14 protein-coding genes and 1 pseudogene are annotated in these 15,343 nt (G+C 59.9%); 11 read left to right on the top strand and 4 right to left on the bottom strand.

The annotated features are described in order from the left end of the window. The first annotated feature begins 147 nt into the window (after nucleotides 1-147). From ODQ19_RS04525 to ODQ19_RS04550, 6 genes and pseudogenes are all read left to right on the top strand, one after another. A pseudogene (locus ODQ19_RS04525) lies at nucleotides 148-355 on the top strand (cytochrome). A 33-nt stretch (nucleotides 356-388) separates the two neighbouring features. Then, nucleotides 389-1,015 carry a c-type cytochrome gene (locus tag ODQ19_RS04530; protein ID WP_014716340.1) on the top strand — a complete coding sequence of 209 codons (627 nt, stop codon included), beginning with the start codon at nucleotides 389-391 and terminating at the stop codon, nucleotides 1,013-1,015. A gap of 167 nt (nucleotides 1,016-1,182) precedes the next feature. Then, the gene (dsbA, locus tag ODQ19_RS04535; protein ID WP_003187375.1) at nucleotides 1,183-1,818 is read left to right on the top strand and encodes a thiol:disulfide interchange protein DsbA; all 636 of its coding nucleotides are present in this window, start codon (nucleotides 1,183-1,185) and stop codon (nucleotides 1,816-1,818) included. Nucleotides 1,819-1,828: 10 nt separating this feature from the next. Next, nucleotides 1,829-2,707 carry an endonuclease/exonuclease/phosphatase family protein gene (locus tag ODQ19_RS04540; protein WP_003187377.1) on the top strand — a complete coding sequence of 293 codons (879 nt, stop codon included), beginning with the start codon at nucleotides 1,829-1,831 and terminating at the stop codon, nucleotides 2,705-2,707. Further along, nucleotides 2,704-4,764: a diguanylate cyclase gene (locus tag ODQ19_RS04545; protein ID WP_330209430.1), complete on the top strand. Its 2,061-nt coding sequence runs from the start codon at nucleotides 2,704-2,706 to the stop codon at nucleotides 4,762-4,764. Before ODQ19_RS04540 ends, ODQ19_RS04545 begins: the two co-directional genes overlap by 4 nt. An 89-nt stretch (nucleotides 4,765-4,853) precedes the next feature. Further along, nucleotides 4,854-5,630 (top strand): N-acetylmuramoyl-L-alanine amidase, encoded by a 777-nt coding sequence (locus ODQ19_RS04550; protein WP_116668126.1) that lies wholly within the window; start codon nucleotides 4,854-4,856, stop codon nucleotides 5,628-5,630. 137 nt (nucleotides 5,631-5,767) lie between these two features. On the opposite strand, the gene ODQ19_RS04555 is transcribed toward ODQ19_RS04550, so the two are convergent. After that, nucleotides 5,768-7,555, bottom strand: a complete 1,788-nt coding sequence (locus ODQ19_RS04555) for a KinB sensor domain-containing domain (protein ID WP_116668125.1) — start codon at nucleotides 7,553-7,555, stop codon at nucleotides 5,768-5,770. A gap of 10 nt (nucleotides 7,556-7,565) precedes the next feature. After that, entirely contained in the window at nucleotides 7,566-8,912 is a 1,347-nt protein-coding gene (gene algB, locus ODQ19_RS04560; protein ID WP_014716346.1) for a sigma-54-dependent response regulator transcription factor AlgB, read from the bottom strand. Between the two features lie 389 nt (nucleotides 8,913-9,301). On the opposite strand from algB, the gene ODQ19_RS04565 reads away from it, so the two are divergent. From ODQ19_RS04565 to ODQ19_RS04585, 5 genes are all read left to right on the top strand, one after another. Continuing rightward, a complete protein-coding gene (locus ODQ19_RS04565) occupies nucleotides 9,302-9,586 on the top strand; it encodes a hypothetical protein (protein ID WP_020301400.1) in 285 nt (94 codons plus the stop codon). A 77-nt stretch (nucleotides 9,587-9,663) separates the two neighbouring features. Next, a complete protein-coding gene (locus ODQ19_RS04570; RefSeq protein WP_003187386.1) occupies nucleotides 9,664-9,828 on the top strand; it encodes a DUF1328 domain-containing protein in 165 nt (54 codons plus the stop codon). Nucleotides 9,829-9,830: 2 nt separating this feature from the next. Next, nucleotides 9,831-10,298, top strand: coding sequence for an inhibitor of vertebrate lysozyme family protein (locus ODQ19_RS04575; RefSeq protein WP_034129242.1), 468 nt, complete (start codon nucleotides 9,831-9,833; stop codon nucleotides 10,296-10,298). 712 nt (nucleotides 10,299-11,010) lie between these two features. After that, a complete protein-coding gene (gene gltP / locus ODQ19_RS04580) occupies nucleotides 11,011-12,342 on the top strand; it encodes a glutamate/aspartate:proton symporter GltP (protein ID WP_003187390.1) in 1,332 nt (443 codons plus the stop codon). A 97-nt stretch (nucleotides 12,343-12,439) separates the two neighbouring features. Then, entirely contained in the window at nucleotides 12,440-13,669 is a 1,230-nt protein-coding gene (locus ODQ19_RS04585; RefSeq protein ID WP_116668122.1) for a nucleoside recognition domain-containing protein, read from the top strand. A 126-nt stretch (nucleotides 13,670-13,795) separates the two neighbouring features. Here the strand turns inward: ODQ19_RS04585 and ODQ19_RS04595 are convergent, their stop codons facing one another. Both ODQ19_RS04595 and ODQ19_RS04600 read right to left on the bottom strand, forming a co-directional pair. Beyond that, nucleotides 13,796-14,407, bottom strand: a complete 612-nt coding sequence (locus ODQ19_RS04595; RefSeq protein WP_116668121.1) for an ABC-type transport auxiliary lipoprotein family protein — start codon at nucleotides 14,405-14,407, stop codon at nucleotides 13,796-13,798. Next, entirely contained in the window at nucleotides 14,404-15,342 is a 939-nt protein-coding gene (locus ODQ19_RS04600; protein WP_003187394.1) for an MlaD family protein, read from the bottom strand. Before ODQ19_RS04600 ends, ODQ19_RS04595 begins: the two co-directional genes overlap by 4 nt. Nucleotide 15,343 lies beyond the last annotated feature (1 nt).

Here is a 15,343-nt window from a genome sequence, read left to right on the forward strand (position 1 = left end):
TGTCGTTTCCGTTTCAGTAGCGCCAGTATATAATGCCGCAGATTTTGTGTGTGCTTTGTCCCAGCGAAGGATGAGGTTCACGGGAGCGAAAGACCTTTATTGCGCATTAGAACGCAAAACGCTCTCAAACCCTGAATAGGTCGATGTATGGACCGACGGTTGCTCGCTTCTGCTGCCCTGATTCCGCTTTACGGCGCTCAGGCTACACAGGATCAACCGAGTTTGCATGGTCAGGCTGACGCAGTGCGTGACCCAGGGTTTCAAGGCAATGCCGCCGCGTGGTTTGTGCATGGACTGCAGTACTGAGGATTACCAGGCCGTCATTGATTTGATGGTGAGTAAACCCGGTAGATAACTCTTAAACCCTTAGCCGTAGTTGGATTAGCTGATGAACAAACTGATCGTGAGTCTGCTGTTGACCTTGGGCATCACAGGCGCTGCCGTCGCTGCAGAGGGCCCCGTCAAAGGTGATGCCACTGCCGGTCAAGCGAAGGCCGCCGTGTGTGGTGCCTGCCACGGGCCGGATGGTAACAGCCCGGCGCCGAACTTCCCCAAACTGGCCGGCCAGGGTGAGCGTTACCTGAGCAAGCAGATGCACGACATCAAGGACGGCAAGCGCACGGTGCTGGAAATGACCGGCCTGCTGACCAATCTCAACGATCAGGATCTGGCGGACCTCGCGGCGTATTTTGCCAGCCAGAAGGGTAGCGTGGGAGCTGCCGATCCTAAATTGGTTGCCCGCGGAGAGCAGTTGTTTCGTGGCGGTAACCTGGAAAAAGGCTTGCCTGCCTGCACCGGTTGCCACTCGCCCAATGGCGCAGGCAACGCTGCCGCAGGCTTCCCGCATCTAAGCGGCCAGCACGCCACCTACATCGCCAAGCAGTTGACCGACTTTCGCAAAGAAGAAGCCGGCCGGGCCAACGATGGGGACGCCATGACCATGCGCACCATCGCTCGCAAGCTGAGCGACGAAGACATCGCAGCCCTCTCCAGTTATATCCAGGGCCTGCACTGACGGGGCTGGGCGTTAACGCTCGATTAATCCCGCGATGCAAGCATAAAAAGGGTGGCTCAGGCCGCCCTTTTTTGTGGCCGCTGCCGTTACACTAACGAACTCATGTCCGCGTAGACCTGTCACAACAAAGGTCGCGTGAGGCGACTTTATTTGTCCAGGAGTAAAGCATGCGTAATCTGATCCTCAGCGCCGCTCTCGTCACTGCCAGCCTCTTCGGCATGACCGCACAAGCAGCCGATGTGCCGCTTGAAGCCGGTAAAACCTATGTTGAACTGGCTAACCCGGTTCCGGTTGCGGTACCCGGCAAGATCGAGGTGGTGGAGCTGTTCTGGTACGGTTGCCCGCATTGCTACGCGTTCGAGCCGACTATCAACCCATGGGCTGAAAAGCTGCCCAAGGACGTTAACTTCCGTCGCATTCCCGCCATGTTCGGTGGCCCATGGGACGCCCACGGCCAACTGTTCCTGACCCTGGAAGCCATGGGTGTTGAGCACAAGGTCCACAACGCCGTCTTCGAAGCGATCCAGAAACAAGGCAAGCGCCTGACCAAACCGGACGAAATGGCTGACTTCGTTGCTACTCAAGGTGTCGACAAGGACAAGTTCCTGGCGACCTTCAACTCCTTCGCCATCCAGGGCCAGATCAAACAGGCCAAGGAACTCGCGCAGAAGTACGGCGTGCAAGGCGTTCCAACCCTGATTGTCAACGGCAAATACCGTTTCGACCTGGGCAGCACCGGTGGTCCTGAAGCGACCCTGAACGTTGCTGACCAACTGATTGCCAAAGAACGCGCTGCCAAGTAAGGGGCTCGCCATGCGCCGCTGGGGTACCGAGCGTGTCGTTGGCCTGCATGAACCGCAGGTCAACGAGCATCATCTGGAGTCCACAGGCCTGCCGGCAGATAGCCGCTTGCGCCTACTCAGCTTCAATATCCAGGTGGGCAACAGTACCGAGAAGTATCGGCACTACCTCACGCGTGGCTGGCAGCACCTGCTGCCCCACAAGGGGCGTACCGGTAACCTGCAGAAAATCGGCGACCTGCTCAGCGACTTCGACTTGGTCGCCCTGCAGGAAGCCGACGGCGGCAGCCTGCGCTCCGGCTATATCAACCAGGTGGAACACCTGGCTCAGCTAGGGGCCTTCCCGTACTGGTATCAGCAACTCAACCGCAACCTGGGGCGCCTGGCGCAGCACAGCAACGGCGTACTCAGCCGCCTCAAACCCACGGCTATTGAAGATCACCCCTTGCCAGGCCCCAAAGGGCGCGGGGCGATCCTTGTGCGTTTTGGCGAAGGCCCGGAAGCCTTGGTGGTGGTGATGATGCACCTGGCCCTCGGGGGGCGTACGCGCAACCTGCAATTGGCCTACGTGCGTGAATTGATTGGCAACTATAAGCACCAGGTGCTCATGGGTGACATGAACACCCATGCCAACGACCTGCTGCAGAATTCTCCGCTGCGCGACCTTGGGTTACTGGCGCCGCAAGTCGAAGCCACGTTTCCCAGCTGGCGCCCGCAGCGCTGTCTTGACCATATCCTGCTCAGCCCAAGCCTCACACTGGAAAGTGTGCAGGTGCTAGCGCAGCCCATTTCCGATCACCTGCCGGTCGCGGTAGAGATTCGTCTGCCGGGTTCGCTCACGGCTGATGCATTACCCGCGTTGAGCCCAGGCCCTCGCGGACCCCTTGCATGAGCGACGACGCCCAGCGCTGGAAAGAGAAATACCTCCAGAGCATCGAGCAACAAGACAAACTCGAACGCCGCTGGGCTGCCCGCCTCGATTTGCTGCGCCGCGGGCTGGTGCGCAGCACGCTGGCCGCCGAAGGCACCGACCGCGCCGTCGATCAATGCATGAAGGAAATGCGCGATGTCGTGCGCACGGACGACATGGATGCTGCCCTCGCCGCTTTACTGCCGCGCCTGGAAAAGGCCGTGCTGGATTCGGAGCAGCGCCGCGAAACCCGCGTCGACCAGATCAGCACCGCGCTCACCGCCTTGGTCACCCAGTTGCAAAAGCTGCCGCTGCCCCGCGAGGTGGCTCGCCCGCTGAAAACCTTCGCCAAGCAACTCGATGGTCGCGTGGCACAAGCGCGGGAGATACCGCTGCTGCTCAGTGAGCTGAGCAGCCTGCAGGGGCAGGCGCTGAATAATCTGGAGCCTGAAGGCGAACCCGCACGCCCAGGCCCGGGCCTGTTGCAACGTCTGTTCGGTAGTAAAGAGACCGCCAGTGAAGCGCTCCCGGTTGACGCGGAGCCACTGCCGGCAGTGCAATTGGCACCGCCAAAGCCTGCAGCGCCCAAACCCGCGCCCGAACCGGAAGAACCTGCGCAATCGGAAGAATTGACCCAAGCCTTGCGTGCCTTTGCACCGCTGTCACCCGCACCCGTGGCCTTGAAGCCTGCGCCTGTTGCAGCGGCCGAAGGGCAAGAGATCGCCAGCGAAACGCCGGTATTCGACGCTCCAGAGCTGCCGTCGATTGCGGCGCCTGCGCAATTATCTGAACCCGACGTGCAGGCGCCACCGGTTGCGGAGCCTGCTCACGAAAGCGCACTCGCCGCCTTTATCGAGCCGCCGCCGGCTCCAGTCGAAACGCCGGATGAGACCACCATCGGCAGCCTGTCGCTGCCCCCTGTGCTGGAAAGCCCCGAGCCCGACGAACTGCAACCGGACGGCACCTACGCCCTGCCTGATTCGCCTGAACCGTCCTACAGTTCGGTGGCCAAGCACATTGAAGGCACTTTGCTCGGCCTGCTGGAAGATCTTTCCCTGCCCGAACGTCACCAGCCCCAGGCCGAGGCAATGCGTGAGCGTCTCGCCCATGGTTTGAATTGGTACGAACTGCTGCCGATCCTGGATGACCTGGCCGTGCTGATGCTGGCGGTCACCGACAGTGGCCAGCATGAGTTCGAGGCTTATCTCAAGCAGCTCAACGAGCGTCTCGAGGCATTCCAGGGGCATTTGCAGGTCGCCAGCGAGGGCCACGCCGACAGCAGCCTGGCCGCGCGGGAGCTGGACACGCAGATTCGCGAGCAGGTCGACGGCCTGCAAAGCAGCGTGCAGGACGCCGCCGACCTGGACAGCCTCAAGCAAGTGCTCGAAAGCCATCTTGAAGGCTTGCTCGGCACCATGGATGAACACCAGCAACAGCGTGACCTGCGCGAACAGGAAGTGGCCGCACGCCTCAAAGGTCTGGCTGAACGCGTGGCCCATATGGAGCAGGAGGCCCAGGGCTACCGCGAGCACCTGGAGGTACAGCGCCAGAAGGCCTTGATCGATCCACTCACCGGGTTGCCCAACCGTGCGGCGTGGAGCGAACGCCTCGATTACGAGGTCAACGCCTGGCATCAGCGGGGTAACAGCCTGTCGCTGGCCATGCTTGACCTGGACCACTTCAAGCGCATCAACGACGGTTACGGGCACCTGGCGGGGGACAAAGTCTTGAAGATCATCGCCAATGTGCTGAGCAAGCGCCTGCGACCGACGGACTTCATCGCGCGTTTTGGGGGTGAAGAGTTTGTGCTGCTAATGCCCGACTCGGCCTTGGCGGATGCCTTGGCCGTAGGTGAAGTATTGCGTGAGGCTATTGCAGCGTGCCCGTTCCACTTCAAGGGTGAGCCGGTAACCATCACGGTGTCCATGGGCGTGGCGCAGTTTCAACCCGGCGAGCGCAGTGACCTGGCGCTCAAGCGTGCCGATGAAGCGCTCTACAGGGCAAAAGCTGCGGGACGTAATCAGGTGCAGGCGGCATAAAAGATGTTCCATTTTGTAATTTGACCGCCCGGCCATGAACCTTACGTTACACTGTTGCATTATCGTCTTTTAGTGTAATGCCTCTCGCCATGAAATCCTTGTATATCGCCTTTGCATTTCTCTTGCTTGCCGGCTGCGCCAGCGGCCCGCGCCTGAACACCAGCCATCCCTCGGTCAACCACGACAACCGCGTGCAGTTCGTTGTGGTGCATTACACCTCGACCAACCTTGAACGTTCCCTGGCGCTGTTGACCCATGGCCAGGTCAGCAGCCATTACCTGATCGGCGACGACGCCTCCGGCACCATCTACAAGCTAGTGGATGAAAGCCAGCGCGCCTGGCACGCGGGGGAAAGCGAGTGGATGGGGCGCACCTGGCTCAACTCCAGCTCCATCGGCATCGAGATCGTCAACCCAGGGTTCAGTGATACGCCGACTGGGCGTGTGTGGTACCCGTATTCCGAAGCGCAGGTGCAGTCGCTGATCGTGCTGCTCAAGGACATCAGCAAGCGCAATGGCATTGACCCCAAGAACATCATCGGACACAGCGATATCGCCCCACTGCGCAAGCTGGACCCAGGCCCGTTGTTCCCTTGGAAACGCTTGGCGGCAGAAGGTCTGGCCGTGTGGCCGGATGCCCAGGCAGTGGCCCGGTTCCAGGTGCAGTACGCCGCGCAGTTGCCGAGCATTACCTGGTTCCAGGAAGAGCTGGCGCGCCTGGGCTACCAGACGCCGCAGACCGGTGAGCTGGATGTGGCCACGCGGCACGTTATCGCCGCGTTCCAGATGCGCTTTCGCCCGTCACTGTTTGATGGCACCCCGGATGCTGAAAGTGCCGCGATCCTGCGGGCTTTGAATCACCGCTGATGGTGTAAAACTGTAGGAGCGAGCTTGCTGTGGCGAGGGAGCTTGCTCCCGTTCGACAGCGAAGCTGGAGCCGGCTTTTTTGAGGGGCGCTTCGCACCCCAGCGCAAGCAAGCTTGCTCGCCACAGGGTTCTCGCTCCTACAGGGGTAATGCCATATAGAACTGCGTACCCTGCCCCGGCCGTGAGTACACACCCATGCGGCCGCCGTGCAATTGCACGATCTCCTTGCACAGTGCCAACCCCAGGCCCGCACCGCCTTTCTTGCGGCCCACCTGCACAAAGGGTTCGAAGATCCGCCCTTGCTGGCCGTAGGCAATGCCTTCGCCGTTATCCTCAACGCTGATAATCACCCGCTCGCCATGCCGTCGTGCCTGCAGACGAATCTGCCCGCCTTCGGCGGTGTGGCGCAGGGCATTGCCCAGCAGGTTGTCGAGTACCCGCTCCAGTTGCACTTGGTCGGCATACAGCCGTGGCAATTCAGGTTGAGCTTCTACCAGCAACTCAATGTGCTGGGCGTTCGCAGGCTCAGCAAATCGGGCCCGTGCGTGCTCCAGCAAGTCGGTGACATCGCACGTGCCCAAGGTGAGTTTTTGCAGGCCGTTCTGATAGCGCGAGAAGTTGAGCAGGTCGTTGATCAACTGCATCAGGCGCTGCATTTCTTCATTGACCGTATCCAGCAGGTCTGCCTCGCGGGAGTCAGGTGGGAACTTCGCCCGCTCACGGAACAAGCCGAAGGCCATATGCATGCCGGTAACCGGCGTGCGCAGCTCATGGGAGGCGCGCAATACGAACTCGCTGCGCACCCGTTCGAAGGCGCGCTGTTCCGTCACATCATGCAGCACCATCACGGCCCCGAGAATGTGCCCCTGTGTATGGCTGACCGGGGTCAGGCTGTAGGTCAGCAGGCGCAACTCACCCTCGACTTCCACCTCCAGATCATCCGGGGCCCGCTCCAGATTGCCGCCGCGCAGCACCAGCTGCAGCTGTTCATCCATTTCCGCGCGACCCATGGCTTCGCCAAGCCCTTGACCCAGCCGTTCCTCATCCCAGCCCAATTGGCGCTGCGCCACAGGGTTGAGGTGCTCCAGGCAGCCTTGGCGATCAATCATCAACAGGCCGTCATCGATACTGTCGAGCACCGCTTGCAGGCGCTGTTGGCCGGCCAGCAGCTCATCGATGTTAGTGGCCTGATGTTGGCGCAACGCTTCAGCCATGATGCCGAAACGGCGGGTCAGCAGGTTCATTTCCGCTGCGGAGGAGATCGGCAGGGTGACTTCGAAATCGCCCTGTCCGATTTTGTCGGCGGCCTTGGCCAGGGCCTCGATGGGGCCACCGAAACGCCGGGCGATGCCATGGGCCGTGACGAACCCGATGATCAGCACCGCGAGCCCCACCAGCCCGAGCAGGCCCGCTATCAACAAGGCGCGCTCACGGGATTTATGTTCACTGGTACTGATATTTTCCAGGGCCTGCTTGTGTTCGGCGATCAAGCCGTTGCGCAGTATGTTGAAGGTTTCGGTGAGCTTTTCCTTGCTGCCCGCAGGCGGTGATGCCTGTTGGGATTGGTCAAACGCCTTGAGCAGATTCTGGTAATCCGAGCGTGCCTGGCTGAAACCATGGTTTTTGCCGTCGACCTGCTCATGGGCGATGCCCTGGTCCAACAGATCGAAATAATGCTGCTTGGAAGCTTGCAGGGCGTCTGGGTCGGGACGCTTCTCCAGCATCATGATCAACTGGTCGCCCAGGCTCTGACGCAATTTGAGCCCCAGGTCCAGGGTGATGAAATTACTGCGGATCAACGATTCCTGGGTCTTAGCCATTTGCATGACGCTGACCAAGCCCAGGACCAACCCCAGCAAAGCCACGGTAATCAACGCTGAGATGCTCAGGAATAACCGGGTGCGCAGTTTCATCGCGAGCTTCATAAAGTCCTGTTCAAAGGTTGTACTGCTTGCGTTTGCGGTACAGCGTCGACGCATCGATGCCGAGTGTGCGGGCCGCTTGGTCCAGCGTGTCGCTGGTCGCAAGTACGGCGCCGATATGGGCTTTCTCCAGCTCGTCCAGGCTCAAAGCCGCTCCGATACGCGGTGCATTGTTGGCCGGTTGCTCGGCCATCCCCAGGTGACTGATCTCCACCTTTTCCTGCGGGCAGATGATGCTGGCGCGTTCCACCACGTTACGCAGTTCGCGGATGTTGCCGGGCCAGCGATAGTTGAGTAGCGCTTCGCGGGCATTATCACTGAAGCCGCGCGCCGGTCGTGCGTATTCCTTGACGAAGCGGGCAAGGAAGCGGTCAGCCAGGGTCAGGATGTCTTCACTGCGTTCGCGCAGCGGCGGCAAGTGCAAGGTGATGACATTCAGGCGGTAGAGCAAGTCTTCACGGAACCGGCCATCGCGCACCATGTCTTCCAGGTTCAGGTTGGTGGCTGCGAGGATGCGCACGTCGGCGCGACGGGTGACCGGGTCACCCACGCGCTCATACTCTTTGTCTTGGATAAATCGCAGCAACTTGGGTTGCAACGTGAGGGGGAAATCGCCGATCTCGTCGAGAAACAGCGTACCGCCGTCCGCCTGGTTCACGCGGCCCAAGGTGCTTTCACTGGCGCCGGTGAACGCGCCGCGGCTGTGGCCGAACAGTTCGCTTTCCATTAGTTCGGCGGTCAGTGAGGGGCAGTTGATGGTCACGCAGGACTTCTTCGAGCGTTTGCTCCAGCCGTGTATCGCCCGGGCCAACTCACCTTTACCGGTGCCGGACTCGCCGAGAATCAAGATATTGGCGTCCGTCCCGGCCACCTGCCGCGCGGTTTCCAACACCACCATCATTGCCGGGCTATGGGAGTCCAGGCCGTCTTTGGGCTGGCGCACCTCGCCTTCCAGCGCTTCCAGCCGCGCAGAGAGCTGACGCACCTCCAGTTGCTTGGCCGTGGCCAGGCGCAGTTGGTCGGGGCTGCAAGGTTTGACCAGGTAGTCGGCGGCGCCAGCCTGGATGGCGTCCACGGCGGTATCCACGGCCGAATGGGCGGTCACAATCACCACGCGCATCCACGGAGCCTGCACGCGCATCTGGGCCAGCACGTCCAGGCCATTGTCCTCGCCCAGGCGCAGGTCGAGGAAGCACAGGTCGAACACCTGACGCTGCATCAGGGCATCGGCCTGGGCGGCGCTGTTCGCGGTGGCGACGGTATAGCCCTCATCTTCCAGGCAATAGCGGAAGGTGCGCAGGATCGCGGATTCGTCATCCACTAAAAGAATGCGGCCTTGAAGTTCCTTGGCTGAATCCATCTGTCCCGCACTCCTTAACTATAAATGTGATGGTGTTTAGTCCCGGAATAATCGGGCAAGTTGCATGGTTTATTCTGATTCATAAAAGGCTTCTTCGTGCAGCTATCTGCGCGCCTTCCTACAGACGTGGTTTGCGGGCATTTTCAGGACTTGTTGCTCTTCGATCCTTCGATGTGCGCGCCAGGTGTCTGGTTCCGACCACTTTCCATCGTGCATTTCGCACGGCCTGCAACGAGGCATCGTGCAGGATGCTAGGCGATGAATCTATCTATCAAGTCTAACTCTTTGATTTTGTTGTGTTTTATTTTGCAATAAAGCTGGCATGCACTCTGCAATATCTCTCCCAAGAGCGTCATGAACGAATAATCAGAATGCGGGAGCAATGCAGTATGACTCGCCAAAGCCTCAGCCAATTGCGTGTATCGCCGCTGCGCCTGCAGCAGGGCCTGTTTGCCAGCTTGGCCTTGATGGTCACGTTGATTGCCGGCCAGCAGTTGCAGCATTGGCAGGAGCGCGCGCAGCCGGCCCCGCAATTTGAGCGTCCCGTCATGACCCAGACCCATTTCCGTTCCATTGGCAGCGCCAGCGCCGATGTGACTGCCCCGCAATTGAGCCTGGTAGACCAGGGTTCCACCCTGGACGAACTGCCGGCCCATGACCGTTGGGTGTTCTAGGCAAAAAACGTCGCTCGTGTTGAGCGGCTGCACGGCATCACCGCTGTTACCCCTATAGAAGCATAAGGAGAATCACCATGTTGAGTTGGGCAATCACATTTCTGATCATCGCCATTGTGGCCGCAGTCCTGGGCTTCGGTGGTATCGCTGGCACCGCCACCGGCATCGCCAAGATCCTGTTTGTGGTCTTCCTGGTGATGTTTATCGCTTCGTTCTTCTTTGGTCGCAAAGGCCGAGGTTGAATATGGTCAGCCTGCCTTTTAAAGCCCTTGCTGCCGCCCTGCTGTTGGGCGGCAGCGGCCTGGCCATGGCCGCCAACGACGGCCAATCCCGGGCTAACGAATTGCTCAGCGCGGATCCGCAGTACCGCGAAACCTGGCAAGACGTGGTGAAGAAAGAAGAGCGCCTGCCCGAATGGGTGATGAACCTGTCGGGCACGGCCGAGCAAATGAATGCCGTTGAGGAAGATGGCGACAAGTACTTGGTCGGGCCGCTTTGCGAAACCGCAGACACCTGCCTGAACAAGCGCCTGATCGTGGCCTTCAGCCTCGACAAGGAAGATGCCTACGCCATGTTGGTGGAAGTCCCGGCTGGTTTGCCAGCGGACAAGTCCCCGACACGGCACGCCGATTACCGTTTTCTCGGTAAGCCGGACGAGGGTATGCAAAAGCTGCTGATGGAGCAGCTCAAGAAAGACCCGAATTGGTACTAGGTTCCGTCTGACGGAGCCGGCGTCCATAGAAAGAAGCTCTGGTGCTTCTTTCTGTTTGCATCGCTCCTTGAGTGATGCATGACCAGGGGGCCGGGTTGCTCTGATCGATCAGGATCGGCGTGACCTACGGGTACAGGGAGTACCTGCGCAAGGGCCGGGTCAGGCGAAAAGCTGCGACGCAAGTTCACAAGACCTCAAGCTTGCTGAACTTGCGGCGGGCTTATCGCTCTCATGCTCGCGTTTCATGCCGTCCATAGCCGCAGTTTTGCTTTTTGCCTCTGGCCAACCATTACCGGGTATGTCGGCGTGACCATCTATCGAGAATTTTTCATCCGCGCTATAGGATCTTTCTGGCGCTAGGTGATGGATTTCTCAGACATTTCTGCCAATCAATCGAAGTCGTCCAGTATCTCTGAGCGAGCCTGATTTGGCCGCTTAACGGCATATTCACCCGCCCGAATGGCGGATACGAACTGACCGTTTGGACAAATATTTTCAAAAAAAGCCATGCCGATTCGGCATAGGGTAGGCGTTTACGGCATTAGACGTCGCTCCCTTGCATGGGAATAGTTGCGCCTTTTTTCGCCTGCCAGTAAGCCATTTCGGCCACGCTGCGGTGACCTTCCATGGAGGCAGATGCACACACTTTTTCGCTTTCGAGCGTTGCAGCTGGCGCATTTGCCGTAAGTCCACTTGAAGCAAGGGTAATGACATGAAGAAGGCAAAGCTAAGCCTCGCCTGGCAGATCCTCATCGGTTTGGTACTGGGCATTGCAATCGGTGCAGTGCTCAACCATTTCAGTGCTGAAAAGGCCTGGTGGATCAGCAATGTGTTGCAGCCGGCGGGCGATATCTTTATCCGCCTGATCAAGATGATCGTGATCCCGATTGTGATTTCTTCGCTGATCGTCGGTATTGCGGGTGTCGGCGACGCGAAAAAGCTCGGTCGTATCGGCGTCAAAACCATCCTCTACTTCGAAATCGTCACCACCATCGCCATCGTGGTGGGCCTGTTGCTCGCCAACCTGTTCCACCCAGGCGCTGGCATCGACATGAGTACCCTGGGTACCGTCGATATTTCCAAGTACCAGGCGACTGCCGCCGAAGTGCAGCATGAACATGCGTTCATCGAAACCATCCTCAACCTGATCCCCTCGAACATCTTCGCCGCTGTTGCCCGTGGCGAGATGCTGCCGATCATCTTCTTCTCGGTGTTGTTCGGCCTGGGCCTGTCGAGCCTCAAGCCTGAGCTGCGCGAGCCGCTGGTGACCATGTTCCAGGGCGTGTCCGAGAGCATGTTCAAAGTCACTCACATGATCATGAAGTACGCCCCTATCGGTGTATTCGCGCTGATCGCGGTGACGGTCGCCAACTTCGGCTTCGCCTCGCTGCTGCCGCTGGCCAAGCTGGTGATTCTGGTTTACGTCGCGATCCTGTTCTTCGCCTTCGCGGTCCTGGGTTTGATCGCACGCCTGTTTGGCTTCTCGATCCTCAAGCTGATCCGCATTTTCAAAGATGAGTTGGTATTGGCTTACTCCACCGCCAGCTCCGAAACCGTGCTGCCGCGTGTGATCGAAAAGATGGAAGCCTACGGCGCGCCGAAAGCGATCTGCAGCTTCGTGGTGCCAACCGGTTATTCGTTCAACCTCGACGGTTCGACCCTGTACCAGAGCATCGCGGCGATCTTCATTGCCCAGCTGTATGGCATCGACCTGTCGATCGGCCAGCAACTGATGTTGGTACTGACTCTGATGGTGACCTCCAAAGGTATCGCCGGCGTGCCGGGCGTGTCCTTCGTGGTGTTGCTGGCGACGCTGGGCAGCGTGGGCATCCCGCTGGAAGGCTTGGCGTTTATCGCCGGTGTCGACCGTGTGATGGACATGGCGCGTACCGCCCTGAACGTGATTGGTAACGCCTTGGCCGTACTGGTTATCTCCCGTTGGGAAGGCATGTACGACGACGCCAAGGGCGAGCGCTATTGGAATTCCCTGCCGCACTGGCGCAGCAAGGAAGCCCTGCCTACAGCACAAGCCACCCGTAGCTGATTGCAGATTGATCGAAAACAAACCCCGGAGAATTCCGGGGTTTGTCGTTTCTGCCAGCCCCGTTATCATTCGCCCCATCTTTCGGGGGATTTATCTGATGCTCAATGGCCTGTGGCTTGGCTTCTTTGTCGTGGCAATGGTGTCAGCGCTGGCGCAATGGCTGGTGGGCGGTAACGCCGGGATCTTCGCGGCGATGGTCGAAAGCATTTTCGCCATGGCCAAATTGTCGGTGGAAGTCATGGTGCTGCTGTTCGGCACCCTAACGTTATGGCTGGGCTTTCTGCGGATCGCCGAAAAAGCCGGGATCGTCGATTGGCTGGCCAAGGCCCTCGGCCCGCTGTTTCGCCGCCTGATGCCGGAAGTGCCCGCCGGGCACCCCGCGATCGGTTTGATCACCCTCAACTTTGCCGCCAACGGCCTGGGCCTGGACAACGCCGCGACGCCCATCGGCCTGAAAGCCATGAAGGCGCTGCAAGAGCTCAACCCCATCCCCAATACGGCGACCAACGCTCAGATCCTGTTCCTGGTGCTTAACGCGTCTTCGCTGACGCTGTTGCCGGTGACCATTTTCATGTACCGCGCCCAGCAAGGCGCTGCGGACCCGACGCTGGTGTTCCTGCCGATCCTGCTGGCCACCAGTGCGTCGACGCTGGTGGGCCTGCTGTCGGTGGCGGTGATGCAGCGTCTGCGGCTGTGGGACCCTGTGGTGCTGGCCTATCTGGTCCCCGGCGCGTTGATACTGGGTGGCTTCATGGCGCTGCTGGCGACCCTGTCTGCCACAGCGCTGGCCGGTTTGTCGTCGATCCTGGGCAACCTCACGCTGTTTGGCTTGATCATGCTGTTCCTGGTGATCGGTGCCTTACGCAAGGTCAAGGTGTACGAGGCCTTTGTCGAAGGCGCCAAGGAAGGCTTCGACGTGGCCAAGAACCTGTTGCCCTATCTGGTGGCGATGCTGTGCGCGGTTGGCGTGTTGCGTGCCTCAGGCGCCTTGGAGTTCGGCCTGGAAGGGATTCGCCATGTGGTGGCCTGGACGGGCCTTGATACGCGCTTCGTCGACGCGCTGCCGACGGCGATGGTCAAGCCGTTTTCCGGCAGCGCGGCGCGGGCGATGCTGATCGAGACCATGCAGACCCAGGGTGTGGACAGCTTCCCGGCGTTGGTGGCGGCGACGATTCAGGGCAGTACGGAAACCACTTTCTATGTGTTGGCGGTGTACTTTGGTTCGGTGGGGATCCAGCGGGCTCGGCATGCCGTCGGTTGTGCGTTATTGGCGGAGTTTGCCGGCGTAGTGGCGGCTATCTCCGTGTGCTACTGGTTCTTCGGTTGAGCATGAGCCGCACCCTGTAGGAGCGAGCTTGCTCGCGAAAAACGTTAACGATAACGCGGGGCATCAGATTCCCCGAGGCGTTCTCAGGTTTTTCGCGAGCAAGCTCGCTCCTACAGGGCGGTGGAATCATCGTTTCGGCGCAGTATTACCCTGTTGCACCACCCAATCCACCACCTGCTTATTCAACTGATCCCCGGCCTGGCCAAAAGCAGCCACCACCGCTGGCACCTTGGTGTCACTCACCGGCTGCCTCACTTCAAACCGACGGCTGGCAATAATTCGCTGATCACGCCCACGCACCAATCGCGCGTCGAGGCGAATCACCACCTCCACCGCTTTGCCTCGATACTCACTCTGAAACGCCTGCAACTGCCCGCCCAGCTCATAGTCGGCTTGCAGGTTGGTCTCATCGGTACTCAGTAATGTCACGCGCCCGTCGCGCTGGAAGCCATCCAGCAGGCGATTACGCAGCAGCACCGGCGCCGGGTCGCTCCAGCGTGAGTTCGCGTAGTTGCTGATCAAGTTACCATCTGGCACCACGGCGATGCGCGGGCTGTCGAGAAACTCGCTGGTCTGCGGCTTGGTCACGCGCAGCGACCAACTCACCGGCGTGCCTTGGCTGGCCGGTTGGGCGGACGCCAGGCGGTACACGTCCGACGGGTCAGGCTTGGGCAGGATCGAGCATGCGCTGACCAGTGCCAGGGCCATAGGGACGATCATGTGATACGCGCGCTTCATGGCGTGAACTCCTTGTTCTTGTCGCTGCCCAGCAGGTAACCACTGGGGTTGGCTTCCAGGCGGCGAGAGATGGCGCGCAGTGAGCCGAGGGTTTCACGCAGCTCGCGCACGGCTGGCGCCAGTTCGTTAAGGCCCTGCATGCCGCTGTTCACCGAGTCCTGGTTATTGGTCAGCAAGGTATTGATGGTGGCGGTGCTTTGCTCCAGGGATTTCATCGCCTGCTCGGCGCTGCCGAAGGCTTGCTTGCCTTGCTCGCTGAGCAAGCCATTGGCGCTGCGCATCAGTACGGTGGTTTGCTCAAGCGCCGCGCCCGCCTGTTTGCTCACCTGCATCAATTGCTGCATCACCACCTTGATGTCGCCGCGTTGCTCGGCAATGGCGCCGGTGGTTTGTTGCAGGTTATCCAAGGTGTTGCTCAGGCGTTCGACGTTTTCCCGCGAGAACAGGTGGTTGGCGTTGTGCAGCAGCAGGTTGACGCTGGTCATCAAGTCGTTGCTGTTATTGAGCAGGCGTGCGATAGGCGATGGCGACGCGATGATTTCCGGCAGGTTGCCGTCCTTGCCCTTGAGTTCCGGGCTCTGTGGGGTGCCGCCACTGAGCTGGATGATCGAGGTGCCGGTGATGCCGGTCAGGGCCAGCTTGGCCTGGGTGTCTTCCTTGATTGGCGTTTGCCCGGCCAGGCGGATGCGAGCCAGGACGCGGCGCGGGTCTTTGGGGTCCAGGCGCAGGCTGATGACATCGCCCACCTTGATGCCGCTGTACTGCACCGCACTGCCCTGGGACAGGCCGCTGACCGCTTCGTTGAAGATCACTTCGTAATCCTGGAAGGCGGTATCGACGCTGGACTTGGCCAGCCACAGGCCAAACAGCATCGCGCCGACCACCACAATTACGCTGAACAGTCCGATCATCACATGATGGGCTCGGGTTTCCATG

The sequence above is a fragment of the Pseudomonas sp. AM4(2022) genome, from assembly GCF_036346515.1.
GTDB classification, from domain to species: domain Bacteria; phylum Pseudomonadota; class Gammaproteobacteria; order Pseudomonadales; family Pseudomonadaceae; genus Aquipseudomonas; species Aquipseudomonas paracarnis.

What these genes read in the sequence shown, in the direction of transcription:
- ODQ19_RS04530 (WP_014716340.1), top strand. Translation starts at nt 389, where the DNA reads ATGAACAAACTGATCGTGAGTCTGCTGTTGACCTTGGGCATCACAGGC.
- dsbA (WP_003187375.1), top strand. Translation starts at nt 1,183, where the DNA reads ATGCGTAATCTGATCCTCAGCGCCGCTCTCGTCACTGCCAGCCTCTTC.
- ODQ19_RS04540 (WP_003187377.1), top strand. Translation starts at nt 1,829, where the DNA reads ATGCGCCGCTGGGGTACCGAGCGTGTCGTTGGCCTGCATGAACCGCAG.
- ODQ19_RS04545 (WP_330209430.1), top strand. Translation starts at nt 2,704, where the DNA reads ATGAGCGACGACGCCCAGCGCTGGAAAGAGAAATACCTCCAGAGCATC.
- ODQ19_RS04550 (WP_116668126.1), top strand. Translation starts at nt 4,854, where the DNA reads ATGAAATCCTTGTATATCGCCTTTGCATTTCTCTTGCTTGCCGGCTGC.
- ODQ19_RS04555 (WP_116668125.1), bottom strand. Translation starts at nt 7,555, where the DNA reads ATGAAGCTCGCGATGAAACTGCGCACCCGGTTATTCCTGAGCATCTCA.
- algB (WP_014716346.1), bottom strand. Translation starts at nt 8,912, where the DNA reads ATGGATTCAGCCAAGGAACTTCAAGGCCGCATTCTTTTAGTGGATGAC.
- ODQ19_RS04565 (WP_020301400.1), top strand. Translation starts at nt 9,302, where the DNA reads ATGACTCGCCAAAGCCTCAGCCAATTGCGTGTATCGCCGCTGCGCCTG.
- ODQ19_RS04570 (WP_003187386.1), top strand. Translation starts at nt 9,664, where the DNA reads ATGTTGAGTTGGGCAATCACATTTCTGATCATCGCCATTGTGGCCGCA.
- ODQ19_RS04575 (WP_034129242.1), top strand. Translation starts at nt 9,831, where the DNA reads ATGGTCAGCCTGCCTTTTAAAGCCCTTGCTGCCGCCCTGCTGTTGGGC.
- gltP (WP_003187390.1), top strand. Translation starts at nt 11,011, where the DNA reads ATGAAGAAGGCAAAGCTAAGCCTCGCCTGGCAGATCCTCATCGGTTTG.
- ODQ19_RS04585 (WP_116668122.1), top strand. Translation starts at nt 12,440, where the DNA reads ATGCTCAATGGCCTGTGGCTTGGCTTCTTTGTCGTGGCAATGGTGTCA.
- ODQ19_RS04595 (WP_116668121.1), bottom strand. Translation starts at nt 14,407, where the DNA reads ATGAAGCGCGCGTATCACATGATCGTCCCTATGGCCCTGGCACTGGTC.
- ODQ19_RS04600 (WP_003187394.1), bottom strand. Translation starts at nt 15,342, where the DNA reads ATGGAAACCCGAGCCCATCATGTGATGATCGGACTGTTCAGCGTAATT.